General features: G+C 67.6%; 16 protein-coding genes. 2 read left to right on the forward strand and 14 right to left on the reverse strand.

From position 1 onward, the window contains the following. Positions 1-21: 21 nt before the first annotated feature. From ACWDTI_RS02030 to ACWDTI_RS02095, 14 genes are all read right to left on the reverse strand, one after another. Positions 22-1,533, reverse strand: a complete 1,512-nt coding sequence (locus tag ACWDTI_RS02030; RefSeq protein WP_449736353.1) for an NAD(P)(+) transhydrogenase (Re/Si-specific) subunit beta — start codon at positions 1,531-1,533, stop codon at positions 22-24. After that, positions 1,530-1,862: an NAD(P) transhydrogenase subunit alpha gene (locus ACWDTI_RS02035; protein ID WP_449736354.1), complete on the reverse strand. Its 333-nt coding sequence runs from the start codon at positions 1,860-1,862 to the stop codon at positions 1,530-1,532. Before ACWDTI_RS02035 ends, ACWDTI_RS02030 begins: the two co-directional genes overlap by 4 nt. Further along, a complete protein-coding gene (locus ACWDTI_RS02040; protein WP_449736355.1) occupies positions 1,862-2,950 on the reverse strand; it encodes an NAD(P) transhydrogenase subunit alpha in 1,089 nt (362 codons plus the stop codon). Before ACWDTI_RS02040 ends, ACWDTI_RS02035 begins: the two co-directional genes overlap by 1 nt. Before the next feature lie 257 nt (positions 2,951-3,207). Continuing rightward, positions 3,208-3,663, reverse strand: coding sequence for a hypothetical protein (locus tag ACWDTI_RS02045; RefSeq protein WP_449736356.1), 456 nt, complete (start codon positions 3,661-3,663; stop codon positions 3,208-3,210). Between the two features lie 52 nt (positions 3,664-3,715). Further along, on the reverse strand, positions 3,716-5,014 hold the full coding sequence (locus tag ACWDTI_RS02050) for a hypothetical protein (protein ID WP_449736357.1): 1,299 nt from the start codon (positions 5,012-5,014) through the stop codon (positions 3,716-3,718). A gap of 77 nt (positions 5,015-5,091) precedes the next feature. Continuing rightward, entirely contained in the window at positions 5,092-6,711 is a 1,620-nt protein-coding gene (locus tag ACWDTI_RS02055) for a molybdopterin-dependent oxidoreductase (RefSeq protein ID WP_449736358.1), read from the reverse strand. A gap of 44 nt (positions 6,712-6,755) precedes the next feature. Continuing rightward, a complete protein-coding gene (locus ACWDTI_RS02060; protein ID WP_449736359.1) occupies positions 6,756-8,225 on the reverse strand; it encodes an FAD-binding protein in 1,470 nt (489 codons plus the stop codon). A gap of 290 nt (positions 8,226-8,515) precedes the next feature. Next, complete coding sequence (locus ACWDTI_RS02065; protein WP_449736360.1) at positions 8,516-10,777, reverse strand: heavy metal translocating P-type ATPase; 2,262 nt, start codon at positions 10,775-10,777, stop codon at positions 8,516-8,518. A gap of 4 nt (positions 10,778-10,781) precedes the next feature. Beyond that, the gene (locus tag ACWDTI_RS02070) at positions 10,782-10,949 is read right to left on the reverse strand and encodes a hypothetical protein (protein WP_449736361.1); all 168 of its coding nucleotides are present in this window, start codon (positions 10,947-10,949) and stop codon (positions 10,782-10,784) included. Then, positions 10,946-11,149: a heavy-metal-associated domain-containing protein gene (locus ACWDTI_RS02075; RefSeq protein ID WP_449736362.1), complete on the reverse strand. Its 204-nt coding sequence runs from the start codon at positions 11,147-11,149 to the stop codon at positions 10,946-10,948. Before ACWDTI_RS02075 ends, ACWDTI_RS02070 begins: the two co-directional genes overlap by 4 nt. A 50-nt stretch (positions 11,150-11,199) precedes the next feature. Further along, positions 11,200-11,493, reverse strand: coding sequence for a metal-sensitive transcriptional regulator (locus tag ACWDTI_RS02080; RefSeq protein ID WP_449736363.1), 294 nt, complete (start codon positions 11,491-11,493; stop codon positions 11,200-11,202). A 158-nt stretch (positions 11,494-11,651) separates the two neighbouring features. After that, positions 11,652-12,491, reverse strand: coding sequence for a hypothetical protein (locus ACWDTI_RS02085; protein ID WP_449736364.1), 840 nt, complete (start codon positions 12,489-12,491; stop codon positions 11,652-11,654). A 185-nt stretch (positions 12,492-12,676) separates the two neighbouring features. Beyond that, the gene (gene nadB, locus ACWDTI_RS02090; RefSeq protein WP_449736365.1) at positions 12,677-14,317 is read right to left on the reverse strand and encodes an L-aspartate oxidase; all 1,641 of its coding nucleotides are present in this window, start codon (positions 14,315-14,317) and stop codon (positions 12,677-12,679) included. Positions 14,318-14,478: 161 nt separating this feature from the next. After that, on the reverse strand, positions 14,479-15,480 hold the full coding sequence (locus ACWDTI_RS02095) for a hypothetical protein (protein ID WP_449736366.1): 1,002 nt from the start codon (positions 15,478-15,480) through the stop codon (positions 14,479-14,481). 183 nt (positions 15,481-15,663) lie between these two features. On the opposite strand from ACWDTI_RS02095, the gene ACWDTI_RS02100 reads away from it, so the two are divergent. Together ACWDTI_RS02100 and ACWDTI_RS02105 are read left to right on the forward strand one after the other, a co-directional pair. Beyond that, positions 15,664-17,034: an ABC1 kinase family protein gene (locus ACWDTI_RS02100; protein ID WP_449736505.1), complete on the forward strand. Its 1,371-nt coding sequence runs from the start codon at positions 15,664-15,666 to the stop codon at positions 17,032-17,034. Positions 17,035-17,181: 147 nt separating this feature from the next. Continuing rightward, positions 17,182-18,570, forward strand: coding sequence for a DUF3068 domain-containing protein (locus tag ACWDTI_RS02105; protein ID WP_449736367.1), 1,389 nt, complete (start codon positions 17,182-17,184; stop codon positions 18,568-18,570). The last annotated feature ends 98 nt before the right edge of the window (positions 18,571-18,668 follow it).

Genomic DNA, 18,668 nt, shown 5'->3' on the forward strand with positions numbered 1-18,668 from the left:
GATATGCGTTGCGGCTCTGGGCTACAGCGCCTTGAGTTCCTCGATGACACCCTCCACGCTCTTCTTGGCGTCGCCGAACAGCATCGAGGTGCCCTCGGCGTAGAACAGCGGGTTGTCGATGCCGGCGTACCCCGAACTCATCGAACGCTTGAGCACGATCGTGGAGCGGGCCTCGTCGACGTTGAGGATCGGCATGCCGTGGATCGGCGAGCCCGGATCGTTACGGGCGGCCGGGTTGGTGACGTCGTTGGCGCCGATGACGATCGCGACGTCGGTGCGGTTGAACTCACCGTTGATGTCGTCCATCTCTTTCATCGCGTCATAGGGCACGTCGGCCTCGGCGAGCAGCACGTTCATGTGTCCGGGCATCCGGCCGGCCACCGGGTGAATGGCGTACTTGACCTCGACGCCCTTCTCCTCGAGCAGGCTGGCCAGTTCCTTGACCGCGTGCTGCGCCTGCGCCACGGCGAGCCCGTAACCGGGCACCACGATGACCTGGTTGGCATAGGCCATCTGGATTGCGGCGTCGGCGTTGGAGGTCGACTTCACCGTGCCACCCGCAGCACCGGCAGGACCGCCACCAGCAGCGTCGTCGCCACCGAAGGAGCCGAACACGATGGCCGGGATGGACCGGTTCATCGCCTTGGCCATCAGGTTGGTCAGGATCGAACCGGACGCGCCGACGATCATGCCGGCCACGATCATCGCCTGATTGTTGAGCGCCAGACCGGCGGCCGCCGCGGACAGACCGGTCATCGCGTTGAGCAGCGAGATGACGACGGGCATGTCGGCGCCGCCGATCGGGAAGACCACGAACAAGCCCATCACCCCGGCGATCACGAGCAGCGCCACGATCCAGAACCAGGAGGTCGGCGACGACGAACTCGAGTGCACCCCTATGTAGATGGCGATCGCCACGGCCGCGATGGCCAGCACGATGTTGGCGAACTGGAAGAGCTTCGCGTTGCGGACGAACGTCTTCTCCAGCCCCTTGGGCATGATCTCCTGGAGCTTGGCGAACGCGACCAGCGATCCCCAGAAGGAGACCGACCCGACGATCGCCGCGAACAGCGAGCCGACGATGACATGCACGTCCGGGGTCTCGGGCACCGCGGTGAAGCCGTCGGACTCGATGAACTCGGCCCACGCGATCAACGCGACCGTGCCGCCGCCGACACCGTTGAACAGTGCGACCAGCTGAGGCATCGCGGTCATCTTGGTCTTCAGCGCGGGCGGGATACCCAGCGCCACACCGACCGCGAGACCGATGACGATGAGCACCCAGTTGACGCTCGGCACCCCGGCGTCACCGGCGTTGTTATAGACACCGAGCAGGGTCGCGATGACCGCGATACCCATGCCGGTGGCGGCGATCCAGTTGCCGCGCACCGCGGTCTTCGGGCCGGTCAGGCCCATCAGACCGTAGATGAACATCGAGAACGCGACGATATAGAGGACGGTGACGAAGTAGCCGAGGCCCGCAGAGACCTGGCCCGACTCGCTTGCCGCGAGCAGCACCGTGGAGGTGTTCACTTGACGACCTCCTTGGCGGCCTCAGTCTTGGGCGCGTCCTTCTTGCCCTTGAACATGCCCAGCATGCGGTCGGTGACGAGGAAGCCGCCGACCACGTTGAGCGTTCCGAAGATCAATGCGACGAATCCGATCATGCGCACACCCCACCCCGCGTCGGCGGGCAGCGACCCGAGCACCACCAGCGCACCCAACACGACGATGCCGTGGATGGCGTTGGTACCCGACATCAGCGGGGTATGAAGGGTGTTGGGCACCTTGGAGATGACGGCGAACCCGACGAACCCGGCGAGCACCAGGATCGCGACATTCGCGAGTAGTTCGTTGTACATCAGGCAGAAACCTCCTGCTTGGCACGAGTGACACACGCGGCAGCGATCACTTCGTCGTCGAAATCCGGTGCGATCGCACCGTTGTCGTCGAGCATCAGCTCGATCAACGCGAGCAGGTTCTTCGAGTACAGCTCGCTGGCATGCTCGGGCATCGTCGCCGGCAAGTTCAGCGGCGAGGTGATGGTGACGTCGTGTTTGACGACGGTCTGCCCGGGCTCGGTCAGCTCGCAGTTGCCGCCGGTCTCGCCGGCGAGGTCGACGACCACGGAGCCGGCCTTCATGCCCTCGACGGCGGCGGCGGTCACCAACCGCGGCGCGGGACGGCCGGGCACCAGTGCGGTCGTGATGACCACGTCGAAACCCTTGATCGCGTCCTCGAGCGCCTGCTGCTGCTTGGCACGTTCCTCATCGGTCAGCTCGCGGGCGTACCCGCCTTCGCCGGCGGCGTCGATACCCAGATCCAGCCACTGCGCACCGACCGACCGGACCTGCTCGGCCACCTCGGGGCGCACGTCGTAGCCGGTGGTCCGCCCGCCCAGACGCTTGGCGGTGGCCAGTGCCTGCAGGCCCGCCACACCGACACCGAGTACGAGCACGGTCGCCGGCTTCACCGTGCCGGCCGCGGTGGTCAGCATCGGGAAGAACCGAGTGGACAGATCCGCGGCGACGACGACGGACTTGTAGCCCGCCACGTTGGCCTGCGAGCTGAGGGCATCCATCACCTGGGCGCGCGAGATACGCGGGATCGCCTCCACCGCGTAGGCCTCGACGCCGGCCGCCTTCAGCGCACCGATCTGATTGTCGGCGTTACGCGGCGCCAGGAAACCGATCAGCTTCTGGCCACTGCGCAACAGGCCGATCTCGGCATCCGTCGGTGGCGACACCCGCAATACGACATCCGCCGTATACGGGTCGCCGATCGTCGCACCCGCCTCGACATAGAGTTCGTCGGGGATCAGCGCCCCGAGTCCGGCACCCGATTCGACGATCACCGGGACACCCTTACCGACCAGCGTCGAGACCACCTTCGGGACCAACGCCACACGACGTTCGCCCCCGGCGGTTTCGCGCACGACACCCACACTCATAGTTCTCACCCTTAGATCTGGTCACGACCGTCTGGCCTATTTCGGGCAAACCGGCACCCCGCGGTCAATGCCTGCACCACGGTCCGACGAGGACGCGATGCACCGGGAGCAGCGAACTGTCGCCCGGCTCACAAAACGTGCGAAGAACATAGCATGCCCTCAGGTATGGAGCCCGTTGCAGTCAGATACCTCACTTTTGCCTTGACGGAACGTGTTCCACCACAGTCAGACGCGCGTCTGGTGTCCGCCACACCGGATCAGTGGTCGGCACTTCCGGCGCGCGCCACCGCGACGACGAACCCGATGACGGCGGCCAGAACGCCGATCACCGACCCGACAATGCCGACGATCAGCAGGACCTGGACCACGAGGGTCCAGTCGAACCCGCTCCCGCTGAAGTCGAACGGGAAGACCTGCCACATCCGCACCACACCGACCAACCCGATCGATGCGGTGACCACCGTCCCCAGTGCGCGCAGCCAGGGTGGATCGACGACCAGCCAGACCGCGCTGGTGACGATCCCGGCCACCAGCGATGCGTTGATCCAGGGCAGTACCTCGGTCATGTCCGGGGTGAGGAAGGGCAATACGTCCCAGCCCGGCCATTGGTTGATCCCGAACAGCAGCAGGGCGTCGACCACGATCGTGCCGACATATCCGCTGCGCCGCTGCGCCCGCGGGCGGCGTGGTCGTCGGGATCGCGAGGACGGCATGCCCGTTACCGCCGGCTACCGGCCGAGCCGAATGGGCGACGCCGGACAAGGGTCACCACGGTGCGTCAGCCCCCATCCGTGGGCGGGAACCGCCGACGCGCACCGTCGCCACCGCGTGGTTGGGGGCTGTCAGCGACGGGCGGCGATCGACGGTGGTGGCCGGTGCCGGTGCCGGTGCCGGTGTGGAGTGGTTGGTCTGCGCCGGCGCCGGCGTGGAGTCGTCGGCGGTGGTGTCGTCGCGGAGCTTCTGCTCGGTCGCGGAGTTCCGGTCCGGGTCGGTGACGGGCACGGTCCAGCCCAGCCTCGCAAAGATGATGTCCTGCAGTTCACGTGGCGTCGGCACCGGGCGTCCGCCGCTTGTGGCCTGCTCTCCGGGCATCGGGACGGGGACGGCGGTGTCGAGAAGGTCGTCGACTGTCCTGGGCACGGGCACGCCCCGGTCGCGCAGCATCATCCCCCATGGGTTGCCGCCGTTGTAGACGACATAGTGCGTGTGGCCGTCGTCCCACGTCTTCTCGACCTTGTATTCGTTGATCCGTGAGTTGAGGAAGGCGTGCACGTAGAAGCCGGGCAGCAAATAGAAGAGCGTCGACGCGGGATTTGCCAGCGGATTGCCGACGCCGCAGGTCGCGTCGCCGCGCACACAATAGGACCGCACAGCGATGTCCCCGGTGGCCGCGGCGTCGCGGTCACCGTTGGTGTACATCCCCGGAAGGAAACTCGGGACGACGTTCTCCACACCGGTGTTCGGGAACCGCGAGTCGGCGCCGACGACGACGAGGATCCGGTCGGCGGGCACGGTGCCGCGCTTGCGCAGCATGTAGGCGATGTTCATGGCGACCGGCGCGCTCTGCGAATAGCCGTTGAGGACGATCGTCTGATCGGGTCTGGAGGGGTCATAAGCGGCCTCCGCGGCGGCCACGCCCTTGGCGGTGCCGACGTCGACCGACTCGTTGAACGTCCCGTCCCCGGCAAGGTAGATCGGGAAGTCGCCGATGGTGATGCCGAACGCGGCGGGATAGTTCACCACGCGGATCGCCGGCCGATGCCCGGGGACGACGCCGAACAGGCCGATGTCGCGAGTGCGCTCGAGTTGATCGGCAGCGTCGTAGTCGGTGGTCCCGGGGATGACGATCACCGTGTCGCCCTGCGCCGCACTCAGTTCGGGCATCCACGGTGGGCGCGCGACCACGGTGCTCTTGTCGTTGTGGTGGGTGTCCGGCGAATCGAAATCCGGGAAAGTGATCGGTCCGATGGTCAGTGCCGACGCCACCCCGGGTTGAGTCAGGCAGGGCGGCAAGAGCAGACCCGCGGCGCAGAACACGCTGAGCAGCACAAGAACTCGACGCACGTGGTCTCCCCATCGATGGCGTGAGCCGAGTGTAGCGAGCATCTCCGACACCGGCAGACCAGTCGACGAAACGCCCGTCAGGTGATCGTGTAATTGCGCACGTCGAGTCCGGTCGCCCCATCCGGGATCGGCGATGCGATGGCCGTGACCTGTTGACGTCCGTTCATATCCGTGGCGCGGCAGCGGACGGTGTGTTCGCCCGGGGTCGCCGACCAGGCGAACCGCCACTGCCGCCACGTGTCCACCGAGTATTCGTCGGCGAGTTGAGCCGGCCGCCAGTCACCGTCGTCGATCTGCACGTCGACGGCACCCACGCCGGTGTGCTGCGCCCATGCGGTGCCCGCGACGATCACCTCGCCTCGCGTGTGACTCGATCCCGACGACGGCCGGTCGATCCGGGACGCCAACTTGATCGGACCGGTCGCCGACCAGCCGCGCGTCGTCCAGTACGCCTTGGCATCGCTGAACCGGGTGAGTTCCCAATCGACCACCCACTTGGTCGCGGACACGTAGCCGTACAACCCGGGGATCACCTGACGTATCGGATACCCGTGTTCGATCGGCAGCGCCTCGCCGTTCATTCCGATCGCCAGCATGGCGTCGCGCCCGTCGGTGATCGCGGACACCGGGGTGCCGCAGGTCCACCCGTCGACGCTGGTGGAGAGCAGCATGTCCGCGCCGGGACGGACGCCGGCGCGGTCGAGGATGTCGCGCATCGGCACGCCGAGCCAGCGCGCGTTGCCGATGAGGTCACCGCCGACCTCGTTGGAGACGCAGGTGAGCGTGACGAGTCGTTCGGTCATCGGCATCGCGAGCAGTTCGTCCCAACCGATGCGAACCTCGTCGTCGACCATGCCGTGGATGCGCAGCGACCACTGGCCGGTGGTCATCGACGGCACCTGCAGTGCGGTGTCGATGCGGTAGAAGTCGGCGTTGTCGGTGACGAACGGGGTGCTGCCGGAGATGTCGAGGTTCGCTCCGGCCGGGATCGGCGGCGCCGGTGACCGCGGTGCGGGCAGCTTCACCCCGGCCCGGTCGGCGATGGTGCGGGCGGTGTCGGCGAGAAGGCGTCGCCCGACGAGTCCCACCGCGAGCGCAACGGCCCCGATTCCCGCGGCGGCCAGGACGAAACGACGACTGATCCCCGCGCCGGCAGACGACTCCGCGCCGACCGACGTCCCTGCGCCGGCCGACGACTCCGCGCCGACCGACGTCCCTGCGCCCGCTGCCGTCCCTGCGCCGGCTGAGCCTGTCGAAGCCATGCCCACGAGGATGCGCAGGACGACGACGGCGACGGCTCCGGCGATCAGCGACGGGATGGCGTACGTCCAGGTCGCGTTGGGGCGGGTCAGTGCGGCGACCACCCCGACGATCCCGAACACCGCGACGACCACAGACCCCACCGGCGGCCGAAGTCGTTCTGCGACACCGCAACCCGCGGCGATCACAGCGATGATCACGCCCATCAACACGAACAACACGGTCTTGTCGGACGTACCGAAGGTCGAGATCACCCACTCGCGTACCGCAGTCGGGGTGTGATCGACGACGGCCGACCCCACCGCGAAGTACGGCGACGCCTCCGGACCCACCGCCACCGCGACAAACTCGCCGGCAGCCAGTCCCGCACCGACGGCGACCACACCGGCAGCCGCAGCCGCGGCGAGGGGACCGGGCGAGAGCGGGATGGAGGTCACACTCCTTGATACCTCAATTCGAGCGGCCCCCGACGTGCGGCCGGTCAGCCGATGTCGTCGCGCCTGCCCGCCGCGTGCCGACCCGCACGCCGGCCGAAATACGAGCCCTCACCGAGTTGGGTGCCGCTGGAGTAGCCTTTGCCGTCCTGGGCGATATTCGCGGCGCACGCCCCGGCGGCGTAGAGCCCCGGGATCGGGTGGCCGTCGGTGTCGAGGACCTGCGCATCCACCGTCGTCGCCATCCCGCCGATGGTGAAGCATGAGTACATGGCCTTGCCCAGCGACAGATCGAAGGCCGCCCACGGGCCGTGATCCTGGGGTGCGAGAAACTCTGCGGCCTTGTGGAATTCGGGGTCCTCGCCCTTGGCGGCGTGTTCGTTGTAGGCGTCGAGGGTCTGCTGCAGGTTGCCCTCGGGGATGCCGAGGTCGGACTCGATCTCCGCGACGGTCTCCCAGCCGTCGATGAACTTGATGAGCGGCATCTCCGGCCGCCGCATATGGGCTTCGTCGACGATCAGGTACGCGGCCGAATCCGGTTGGTCCATCACGAATCCCGACGTTCTGGAGTGATAGGAGTCCTCGGTGACGAACCGGTGTCCGTCCTTGTTCACGACGATGCCGGTGAGCAGAATGCTCGGCGGGTAGATGGGCGCGGTGACGAACGCCTGATCCATGTGTTTGAGTGCGGCGCCGACGGATTCACCGAGGCGGATGCCGAGGCCGTCGTCGTAGGTGCTGCCGAGGGTGAACGGCTTCTCGGCGACGTGGGGCACGTACCGCGCGACCATCTCCTCGTTCATCACGAAGCCGCCGGCGGCGATGACGACCGACTTGGCCCTGATGACGCCTTCCTCGCCGGGCCGTTTCCAGACAGCACCGACGACGCCGCCGTCGGCGTCCACGACGAGCTGCCGCGCTCCGGTCTCGTAGCGGATCTCGGCGCCGAGTTCGGTCAGGCGTTTGACGAGGAGGTCTACCACCATCGACGCGCCGCCGGTGTCGCCCGGGACCGGCACCTTGTGCCCGCGGGGCGCCGGCTTGGCGATGTTCTTGAACGGCCACACCTTCTCGTTGCCGGTGTACATCAAACCTTGGGTCTGCGGCTGGATGACCGCCTTCTCCGGGTAGAAGCTGCGTTCGAAGCTGAAGCCGAGATTCTCGAGCCAGGTGAAGTGCTCGACGCTGTCGAAGCAGTACGCGTGGATCTTCTCCGGTTCGGGCTCCCGAGAGACGGCCGTGAGGTACTTCTCCATCTCCTCGGGGGTGTCGTCGTGCCCGGTGGCCTGCTGGACCGCCGTGCCGCCGCCGAGATAGAAGTGCCCGCCCGCCATGCAACTGGTGCCGCCCGCCGCCGCGGCTCGCTCGAGCACGAGCACCTTGGCCCCCGCGGCCGCGGCTTCGACCGCCGCGCTGCCGCCGGCCACGCCGCACCCGATGACCAGCACGTCGACCTCGTCGCTGAAGCTCTCCACCGAACTCAGCGCGACGGTGCCCGGAATCTCAGAACCTGCCATGCAGACAGCGTAGAGGATTCACTAGAACATGTTCTAGTTCTGTTCGCGAGCGGTGGGTCACCCGGAACTCGCCGGCCCCCATTCGCTGATCGAGTATGTGACCCGCGCCCCCCGCAGGCGGTCGGGGTGGGCTGGGAGGAGTCGTCCATCCGCTGGTCGAGCAAGGCACCGAGCGCAGCGCCCTTCGATGCGCCGCACGCTCGCTTACTCGATCAGCGGCGAGAAACTCCTCGAATCAGGCACCGAGCTTGCGAGCCGCATCGAGACCACTCCGACGGCCAACAATCAGCTCAGCGCTCACTCGGCCGGAACCGCCGCAGCCGCAGACTGTTGGCGACGACAAACACCGACGACAGCGCCATCGCCGCACCGGCGAGCATCGGGTTGAGCAGCCCGGCCGCGGCGATCGGGATCGCCGCGACGTTGTAGGCGAACGCCCAGAAGAGGTTGCCCTTGATGGTGCCGAGCGTACGGCGCGCCAGTCGGATGGCGTCGACAACCGCCCACAGGTCGCCGCTCACCACGGTCAGATCGCTCGCCTGAATCGCGACGTCGGTCCCGGTGCCCATCGCGAGGCCGAGATCGGCTGCCGCGAGCGCTGCGGCGTCGTTGATCCCGTCGCCGGCCATGGCCACCGAATGACCTCGTGCCTGCAACTCCTTGATCGCCTCGACCTTGCCGGCGGGGGTGACGCCGGAGATCACCCGGTCGATGCCGACCGCTTGGGCGACGTGTTGGGCCGCACCCGCATTGTCACCGGTCAGCAGGATCGCGGTCAGCCCCATCCGGCGCAGCCGGGTGATCGCGGCCGCCGAGGTCGGCTTGATCTCGTCGCCGATGCGGAGCACGCCGACGTTCCGACCCTCGGCCGACACCACCACCGCGGTGGCACCGGCCTCGTGCGCCTCGCTGACGGCGCCCGAAAGCTTCTCGGACAGCACTTCTTTGACGCGAGACGGATTCTGCACCGAGATCCGCACACCGCCGACGACGCCTGTCACGCCCGACGCCTCGACCGCCCGGAAATCGGACACGACAGCGGGTGTGGTGCCGTGCAACCGCATCGCTCCACCGACGATGGCCGCGCCGATCGGATGCTCGGATGCTGCCTCGACGGCGGCCGCGTAGGCGAGCACGGCCGTCTCGTCGAGCTCCGGATCGTCGACGGTGACCGACTCCAGGGTCATCACTCCGGTCGTGACGGTACCGGTCTTGTCGAGCACGATCGTGTCGACGCGACGCGTGGTCTCGAGGACTTCGGGCCCTTTGAGCAGAATGCCGAGCTGGGCGCCACGCCCGGTGCCGACCATCAGTGCGGTCGGAGTGGCCAGCCCCAGCGCACACGGGCACGCGATGATCAACACCGCGACGGCCGCCGTGAACGCATAGGTGGCACCGACCCCGGTACCCAGCCAGAAGCCCAGGGTGGCAACGGAAATCGCGATGACCAAGGGCACGAAGAACCCAGAGATGCGGTCGGCCAGACGCTGGGCGTCGGCCTTGCCGGCCTGTGCGTCGGACACCATCTTGGCCATCTGCGCGAGTGCGGTGTCGGCGCCGACCTTGGTGGCTCGGACCACCAGACGCCCACCCGCGTTGACCGTCGCACCGACCACCGCATCACCCGCGCCGACCTCGGCGGGCATCGACTCGCCGGTGATCATCGAGGCATCCACCGCCGACGCACCCGACACCACCACCCCGTCGGTGGCGATCTTCTCCCCCGGACGCACGACGAACTCGTCACCGACGGCCAGGTCCTGCACCGGGATTCGCTTCTCCACGCCGTCGACCACGACAGCGACGTCCTTGGCACCGAGATCCAGCAGCGCGCGCAACGCGTCGCCGGCGCGCCGCTTGGATCGCTTCTCGAAATACCGCCCGGCAAGCAGAAACGTCGTCACGCCCGCCGCGGCCTCGAGATAGATGTGCGAGGCCCCGTCATCGCCGGAGGCGAGCAGATCGAAGGTGTGCCGCATGCCGGGGATCCCCGCGGTGCCCCAGAACAGGGCATAGAGCGACCAGGCGAATGCGGCCAGTGTGCCCATCGACACCAGCGTGTCCATGGTGGTCGAGCCGTGCTTCAGGTTGATCGCCGCGGCCCGGTGGAACGGGTAAGCGCCCCACACGATCACCGGCGCGGCCAAGGTCAGCGACAGCCATTGCCAGTAGGTGAACTGCCACGCCGGCACCATCGCGAGCGCGATGACCGGAACGGTCAGGATCGCGGAGATGACAAGCCGCCGTCGGAGACCGGCGAGTTCGGCATCCGCGCGACCGCTGCGACCGCTGGGACCCGGACGATCCTCCACCGTTGCGGCGCCGCCGATCGGCGCGACGGGCGCGGCATCGTATCCGGCGTCGCGGACGACGGTGATCAGATCGTCGGAGCGCAGTGCCGACGGGTATTCGACGTGCGCCTGTTCCGTCGCGAAGTTGACCGATGCTGTCACACCGTCGAGTTTGTTGAGCTTGCGCTCGATTCGGGTGGCGCACGAGGCGCAGGTCATCCCGTCGATGTCGAGATCGATCCGTTCGAGCGTCGTGGTCATCACATCACTCCATGTGTTGATGGATATCTGATTGGACCGGAGCGTGATTCGAGGTCGACGGACTCCAGGGCGCGTGTTCCCACGGGCCGACGGCATTGCCGACCCCGAACGCGATCCCGAACACCGCGATCAGGGCGACCGCGAAGCCGGCGATGCGGCCGATGGCGGTCATGTCAGTTGGTAGCCGGCCTCGGCGACCGCAGCGGCCACTTCGTCCCGGCCCAGCTCACGGTCGCTGGTCACCTCGACGAGACCGGTGTCGAGAGCGACGTCGACGGTGCGGACTCCGGCGATCTCCCCGATCTCCTCACGCACCGAGGCCACGCAGTGCGCACAGGTCATCCCGGTAACGGTGTAGGCAGCAGTAGTCATCGAACCCTCCTCGACAGTTGTATTTGATTGGGGTACAGCAGGTTGTGTGTTCACGACTTGACCAGGCGAGCGATGGCCTGCATCGCTTCGTCGACCTTTGCCACACCCGCGGCGTCGCTCTCCTGCGCAGCGTGCACGACACAGTGGTTCATGTGCTCCTCGAGCAAGCCGAGGCTGACCGCCTGCAGCGCCTTGGTCATCGCCGACACCTGCGTGAGGATGTCGATGCAGTAGGCCTCCTCGTCGACCATGCGCTGCAAACCGCGGGCCTGGCCTTCGATACGACGCAGCCGGCGCAGGTAGTCGTCCTTGCGCTCGATGTAGCCGTGTTGCGCGTGATCCATGTCCGTCATCTCCTGAAGCCGGTGGCACCTGGTTGATACCCCCACCAGGTATAGCATATTGCTGCCATAAACCATACCCCCCTAGGGTATGGGCTGAGCCACGATTCTGCGGCCCGCCGGCTCACGACCGGCGTCACATGTTTCCGGGCACCTGCAGGTCAGCGGTGACGTGAGTCGCGCAGCACCTGTGCCAGTCGTTGCAGGGCGCCCGCGACATCGGTCAACGCATCGGCGATCTCGTGACCGTCCTCTCCGGTCCGGTCCGCCGTGAGTGCCCCGCCTGCGAGCGTGCCGGGCCTCGACATCGCCGCCTCGCGCGACGCCGGCGCGGCCCCGACGGAGTCGTCGCCGTCGGGTAGCCGGTGCCTGCTGGCGCGCGGGATGCCACCCACCGGCGGCTCGAGATCGGTCGATCGCCGTCCACCCCGATAGCCGGAATGCCCGTCGGCCACCGGCGCACCGTTGACGACGACGGGTCGCGCGTGGCGGTCGTCGCCCCCGACCGGGTCGACCGGCGATGCTGTCCCGATCACGGGGATCTCGCCGTCGGTCGTCATCCCTGTCCGGTCGGCGTGCCCGGGCGGTCCGGCCGGCCCGCGCCGAAGCACCGGCCGCGACGCCTGCTCGGGTGATGTCGGGGTCGCGCGCGACGGACCTGCTTGTGGTCGGCGATGCAGCGACGGAGCGTGCCCATTCGACGGCGCGTACATGTGCAGGCCACCGTGACCTTCGAAGAAGAGGCAGTGCGCGCCGACCTCCGAGCGCACGGTGCACGGCTTGCGTTCGATCAACGACTGGGCCCGATCGTCGAAGTCGTTCCATTCCAGCCAGAGTCGACGATCCCGGCGCGGACGCGTGCTGGCATCGGTGGCGTGATTGCCCCCGTGCCCGACGGTCAATCGGCACTTCAATAACCACTCCGCCCGGTCGGCGACGCCGAGCGCGACGCGTTCGGATTGCGTACAGACGACCGTCGACCAGCAACCCTCGCCATTCATCGGCCCCTCCTTCACGACAACGCAGGCGTGATCCATCTCGCCGCTCAACGCATTTCGACAGGGCAAACACCCGTGGCCACCGCGTCCACGTGTGGGTGATCCCGCTGTTCCCCGGGCGTCAGTTTACGAAGCTGACCACCGATCCCGCCAGAGTGGTCGGGGTTTCCTTCCGAGGTTTCTCGGCGTCAGCCGACCAGGGCCTCGACGCCGGGCCGCAGTGACTCGGTGCCGCCGAGTTCGGCCGGGCCGTCGTCGAGCCAGCCGAAGCACCGAGACCGGGCCACGCGGTCGGTGCGGGGGTGATCGATGCGCGTGTGGCAGCCGCGCGATTCGGTGCGGGCGGCGGCAGCCGCGACGACGACCCGCGCGGTCATGGTCAGTGCCGCGTCCTCGAGGTCGTGGTCAGAGGTCACGCACCGCGGCGGTGCGTCGCGCAGTGCCGCCTCGGCGCCGGCCAGTCCAGCCGCGTGCCGCCTGAGTGCGACGGAACCAGACATGATGTTCTGCAGAGCTTTTCGGTCACACCTCGGTCGATCGCCCAGGTCGGGCGGACTGGTCTCGATGATGCGCCGGTCGCGCCGGGCGATCGCCGCCGCCGCGGTCCGCCGCCCCATCACGAGCCCTTCGAGCAGGCTGTTCGACGCCAACCGGTTGGCGCCGTGCAGACCGGTCCGGGCGACCTCACCGGCCGCCAGCAACCCGGCCACCGCGGTCCGTCCGTCGACATCGGTCAGGACGCCACCACACAAATAGTGGGCGCCGGGCACCACCGGGATGCGACCGTCGGCCGGGTCGAGTCCGGCTGCCACGACACCCGCGGTCACCGTCGGGAAACGGTGGGCGAAGTCGGGAACGTCGCGGATGTCGAGGTAGACGCACGGATGTCCGGTCGCGGCGAGCGCGGCCTCGACGGCGTTCGCGACGACGTCGCGCGGCGCGAGGTCGCCGAGCCGATGGACACCGGCGGTGACCGAGCGACCGTCGACGTCGACGAGACGTCCGCCTTCGCCGCGCACCGCCTCGCTGATCAAGGTCCGCCGCCCTCGGGCGCCCGCGACGTAGAGCATCGTCGGGTGGAACTGGATGAACTCCATGTCGGTGACCACGGCGCCGGCCCGCAGCGCCAGGGCGATGCCGTCGGCGGTCGCGCCGGCCGGATTCGTCGTGGCGGCGTAGAGATGTCCGGCGCCACCGGTCGCAAGCAACACCGTCGGCGCGTACACCACCCGGTCGCGACCACGGGTGCGGTACGCCACGCCGACCGTCTCGCCATTGGCGCGGAGCACGTCGGTGGCCATCGAATCGTCTCGGACGTCGATCCGCCCATCGCACTCCTGCGCCAGGCGGCCGTTGAGCGCGCTCTGGACCTGTGCACCCGTGGCGTCACCTCCCGCATGCAGGATGCGCCGGACCGAATGGCCGCCCTCCCGGGTGCGCAGCATCCGTCCGTCACCGCCGAGGTCGAACTGCGCGCCCCACTCGATGAGCCCGCGCACCGCCGGCCACCCGTCGGCGAGGATCGGTCGCGAGGTCCGGGGGTCGGTGAGCCCTGCGCCGGCGGTCACGGTGTCGGAAAGGTGCAGGTCCACGGAGTCTTCGCGGTTGTCGGGCTCGACGACGGCCACCCCGCCCTGCGCATAGAACGTCGACGTCGACTGCTCGGGCCGACGGGCATCCCACCGCGGCCCCTTGTTGAGCACCACCACCCGCAGTCCCGCCTGCGCGGCGGACAGTGCTGCGGTGAGTCCGGCAACCCCTGCCCCGACCACGACGAAGTCGGCACGCGATTCGTCGCGCGTCGTCGCACCTGCATCGATCTGCGCCATGTCGCACCTCTCGGGAGAGATCACCGTCGCCAGGAGTAACGACTCCCGAACGTTTTCGATTCCCAGTCGAAAACCTTACCGCACGGTGTCCCCGGCCATCCACAATGCAGATGGCCGCCGCGTGATCGACACGATCCGCGACGGCCTCCCCGAGATGGGTACTACTGCCAGCCCTTGAAGCTGTCGAGCGTGAGCGGCGTCTGCGAGGTCGGCCCCTGCACGTAGCGCTTCATGTACGCCGTCTGCATCCGGTTGTTCCATTGCGGGAGCGGCAGCGGGAACCAGTAGCCGCTGTCGAGCCACATCTGTCCGAGCAGCGGGACGGGCTGACGCGAGATGTCGTACCAGGTGCCCACCGGCGGATTGTCGAAGGTTCCGTAGTGCGACCCCGACCCGCCCCGCAGCTGCTGATCCACCCTGAACGGCGCGAGGTCGGTGCCGGCCTCCTTGCCGTCGATGTAGAACGTCACGGTCTTGCGGCCGAGCACCACCGAGTAGTCGTGCTCGGCACTCAAGATGCTCAACGGCAGCAGCCGTATCTGCGGCACGATCTCGCCCGCCCGCTTGGTCATCATGAAGAAGCCGCGCGGGAAATCCATGCCGAGGGCGTTGATGATCGGCTTGCCCAGCGTGCTCGCGTCACCGATGGGTTTGTCCGCGCCGTTGTACATGAACCAGGCCAATTCCAGGCCGAGGGGGTCGATGGACCGGTTCGACACACCCCAGCCGGTGGTGCCCGCCCAGGTCGGGATCTTCTCGGTGCCACCAACTCGCATGGTCATCGTCCAGCCCGGCTTGAAGGCCGGCTTCGACAGCATCTCCGCGTTGTTGTACGGGAACAGTGCATGCAGGGTGTCGGGGATGGCGAAGGTCACTCCGTGCGTCGTGTCGAACCGGAGCCGGCTGAACCCGACCGAGGTGTTGCACCAGTCCTCGGGCACCGTCGCGAACGTCTCGTCCATCGTGCGTGCCGGTTTCGGATCGTTGGTGCCGATGTACCCGGCGAATGCCCGCGGCTGCAGGACCGCGCAGTTGGGCACACCGTCGTCGACACCGGGGATCTGGATGTTCGGGTCGGCGCTCGCCCCGCCGGTCCCCGTCCAGGCCAGCGCGACCGCGACCGCGGTGGCCACCAGGCCGTGCAGCATCCGTCTGTTCACCATGACTCCTTATGTGTCGTCCCGACGTCCCGATGTCGCCTCACTTGAGACGTGGTTCGTTAATCGTCTCAGTCATACCAGATGTCAGATATATGTTCTCAGTGGCCCCTCAGCTTGGGAATCCGCATGGGCTCACCACACCGATCTGCACATCGGCGGTCGTTACACTGACCAACGGTGACCACGATGCAGAGACCCGCCGACGATGCCCTCCGAGCCCAGCTGCCCAAGGTTTCGCCGATCGACGAGATAGCCCGCTTCGGCACGACGACCGCGCATGCGGTGATCGGCGTCGGTCGATTCGCTCTTCATACGGCCACCGATGCGCTGTCCGGGCGCGCCCCGAACGGCCAGCGCGTCGCGCACGAGGTCCGCACCACCTTCGAGCACCTCGGGCCCACGTATGTGAAACTCGGACAGCTCATCGCGTCGAGCCCCGGCGTGTTCACCGAAACCCTCTCGACCGAGTTCGAGTCACTGCTCGATCGCGTGCCGCCCGCAGCGCCGGCCGACGTCCGCAAGCTGTTCATCGAAGAACTCGGCCGGCCACCCGAGGAAGTGTTCGCGAGCTTCGACACCGAACCCATCGCCTCGGCGTCCATCGCTCAGGTCCACACCGCCACCCTGCACACCGGGGACGAGGTCGTCGTCAAGATCCAGCGCCCGGGTATCACCGAACGCCTCGCACCCGACGTCGCACTGCTCGAACGGGTGGCCGGCCTCGCCGAGATCTCCGAGTACGGCCGCATGCTCAGCGCACGACACGTCGTCGAGGATTTCGCCAACGGTCTCGACGCCGAGCTCGACTTCCGCAACGAGGCCGCGACCATGCGCGAGTGGTACGAATGCCTGAAGCCGAGCCCCTTCGCCGATCGTGTCCGAGTGCCCGAGGTCTACGACGAGTTCACGAGCTCGCGGGTGCTCACCATGGAGCGGGTCTATGCCATCCGGATCGACGACGCCGACGCCGTACGCGCGGCCGGACACGACGGTGTGGCGCTGTGCCGGACGCTGCTGCTCTCCTTGCTGGAGTCGGCGTTCCACGGCGGGCTGTTCCACGGCGACCTGCACGCCGGCAACGTGCTGGTCGATGCCGAGGGCAGACTCGTCCTTCTCGACTTCGGCATCGTCGGACGCTTCACCAAACGCACCCGTCGCATTCTGCGGCAACTGGTCGTCGACCTTCTGGTCCGCGGCGACTACGAGTCCGCCGGCCGGGCCATCTTCCTGCTGGGCGCGGTCCACAAACCGGGGTCGACGGCGAGCGGTGCCGACGACCTCAAGAAGGTGACCATGCCGCTGTCGACCACGGAACTCGGCGCGATGTCCTACACCGACCTCGGGCGACAGCTCGCCGCGGTCGCGAAGGCCTACGACGCGCGCCTGCCACGCGAACTGGTCCTCGTCGGCAAACAGCTGCTCTACGTCGAGAAGTACATGAAGCTCCTCGCCCCACGGTGGAAAGCCATGTCGGACAAGGAGATCTACGGATACATGGCCTCGATCATGAAAGAGGCCGAGCGCGACAGACGAGCGGATCAGCCCCTGCCGGGCTGAACCGCCTCCGACGCGTCGGCACGTCCGTCCCACCTTGCTGTCTGCCCCTGAACATGGACGAGTCCGTCGGAATTGTCGTGACCTCCGACGAGGCGCGGCGCAGCGCCGCTAGTGTTGTGACGTCGAGCCCCCGAACAGGAGTGGAGAATGAGACGTTTCTGGCTGGCGTTGCTGGCATTTTTCGGCGCCGCCTGCGTGACCGCAGCCATCGCCATACCGCTGTTCCTGGTGCCGATGCTGCGAGTGGTTCCGCTCGATCTCGACATCACGTCGGTGGCGACCACCGTCGCCGCGGACGGCTCGCCCAGCGAGCGCTTTCCGGCAGTGATCTTCGATCGCTGCTCGCTCAGCGCACCGAAGGCCCGTACCCTCGACGCTCACCTCACACAGCAACGGCGCTCGGTCATCATCGACCCGTCGGACCGCCGCCAAGCCACGCTGCAGTCGGCGCAGTCGGTGCAGATCGACCGCACCCGAGATGCGGCCGGCAAGGAGACCGAACCGACGATGGCGCCGGTCGATGCCGAACGCAAGTGCACCGACGGACTGCTGACGGCGAACATCGACCGCGTCTCGGTGAACCGCAAGACGTCGGTGCCCAACGGTACGGTCAGCTCGCTGCAGCTCGAGGCGGCACCCGAAGGGGTCAACGTCAAGGACGTCTCGGTGGACCTGCCCAATCGCAAGGGCTTTCAGTACAAGTTCGGCTTCGACGTCCAGGAGCGCTCGTACCTGTACTACGACACCAACATCCGGCAGGACATCGAGGTCAAGTACGCGGGCGACAAGACCATCAACGGACTGTCCACCTACGAGTTCGTCGGCGAGGTACCGGAGACCGACGTGTCCAGCCTGCCGAACGCACAAGGTGAGGCCGCGCTCGGCACCATCCTGACCATGCCGGCCAAGTGGTGGGGCATCAGCGGGCCCGGCGTGAAGCCCGATGACAAGATCACCATGCACCGGTACGCGACCGCGATGAAGCACGTCTGGGTCGAACCCGCGACGGGCACCATCGTCGACGGCCTCGAGGATCAGCATCAGTACTTCCGCTCACCCGACCAGAGCTCGGACACCCCGGCCGCGGTCCGCGACTTCCGGATGGACGTTCTCAAGGGAACATTCAAATGGGCCGATGAGACCGTGTCCCATCAGGTCACCAAGGCCGACGGCTATCGGACCCAACTGAAGCTGGGCGGATTCTGGCTCCCGCTGGTCCTCGGCATCATCGGCGTCGTGCTGCTGGCGCTGTGGGCGTTCCTGGTGTGGCGGGGTCGCCGCCAGACCGATGACGACACCCCCGCCGAGTCAGACGCGGCAACCGCTGGCTGGGCCGGCGCGTCGTCGGAGGACGAGACCGAACAGATGGCCCAGCAGCCCGGGCGCCATCACAACTCGGAAGCCGAGGCCACGGCGGCCGCCGCAGAGCCCGCCGATGGGCACACCGCCGCCGACCCCTGGGATCGTCCCACCGAGCAGATCCCGAAGGTGACCGACGACCCGGGCACCACCCAGCGCACGGATCGGCAGGAGTAGCGCCGCGGGAGTAGCGCCGCGGGGCGCTTGCATCCCAGATTCCCACCTCGATCCCCGACTGCACCGTGGGATCGAGGTGGGAATGTGGCAACTTACGG

It is taken from the genome of Gordonia sp. NPDC003424, assembly GCF_053588655.1.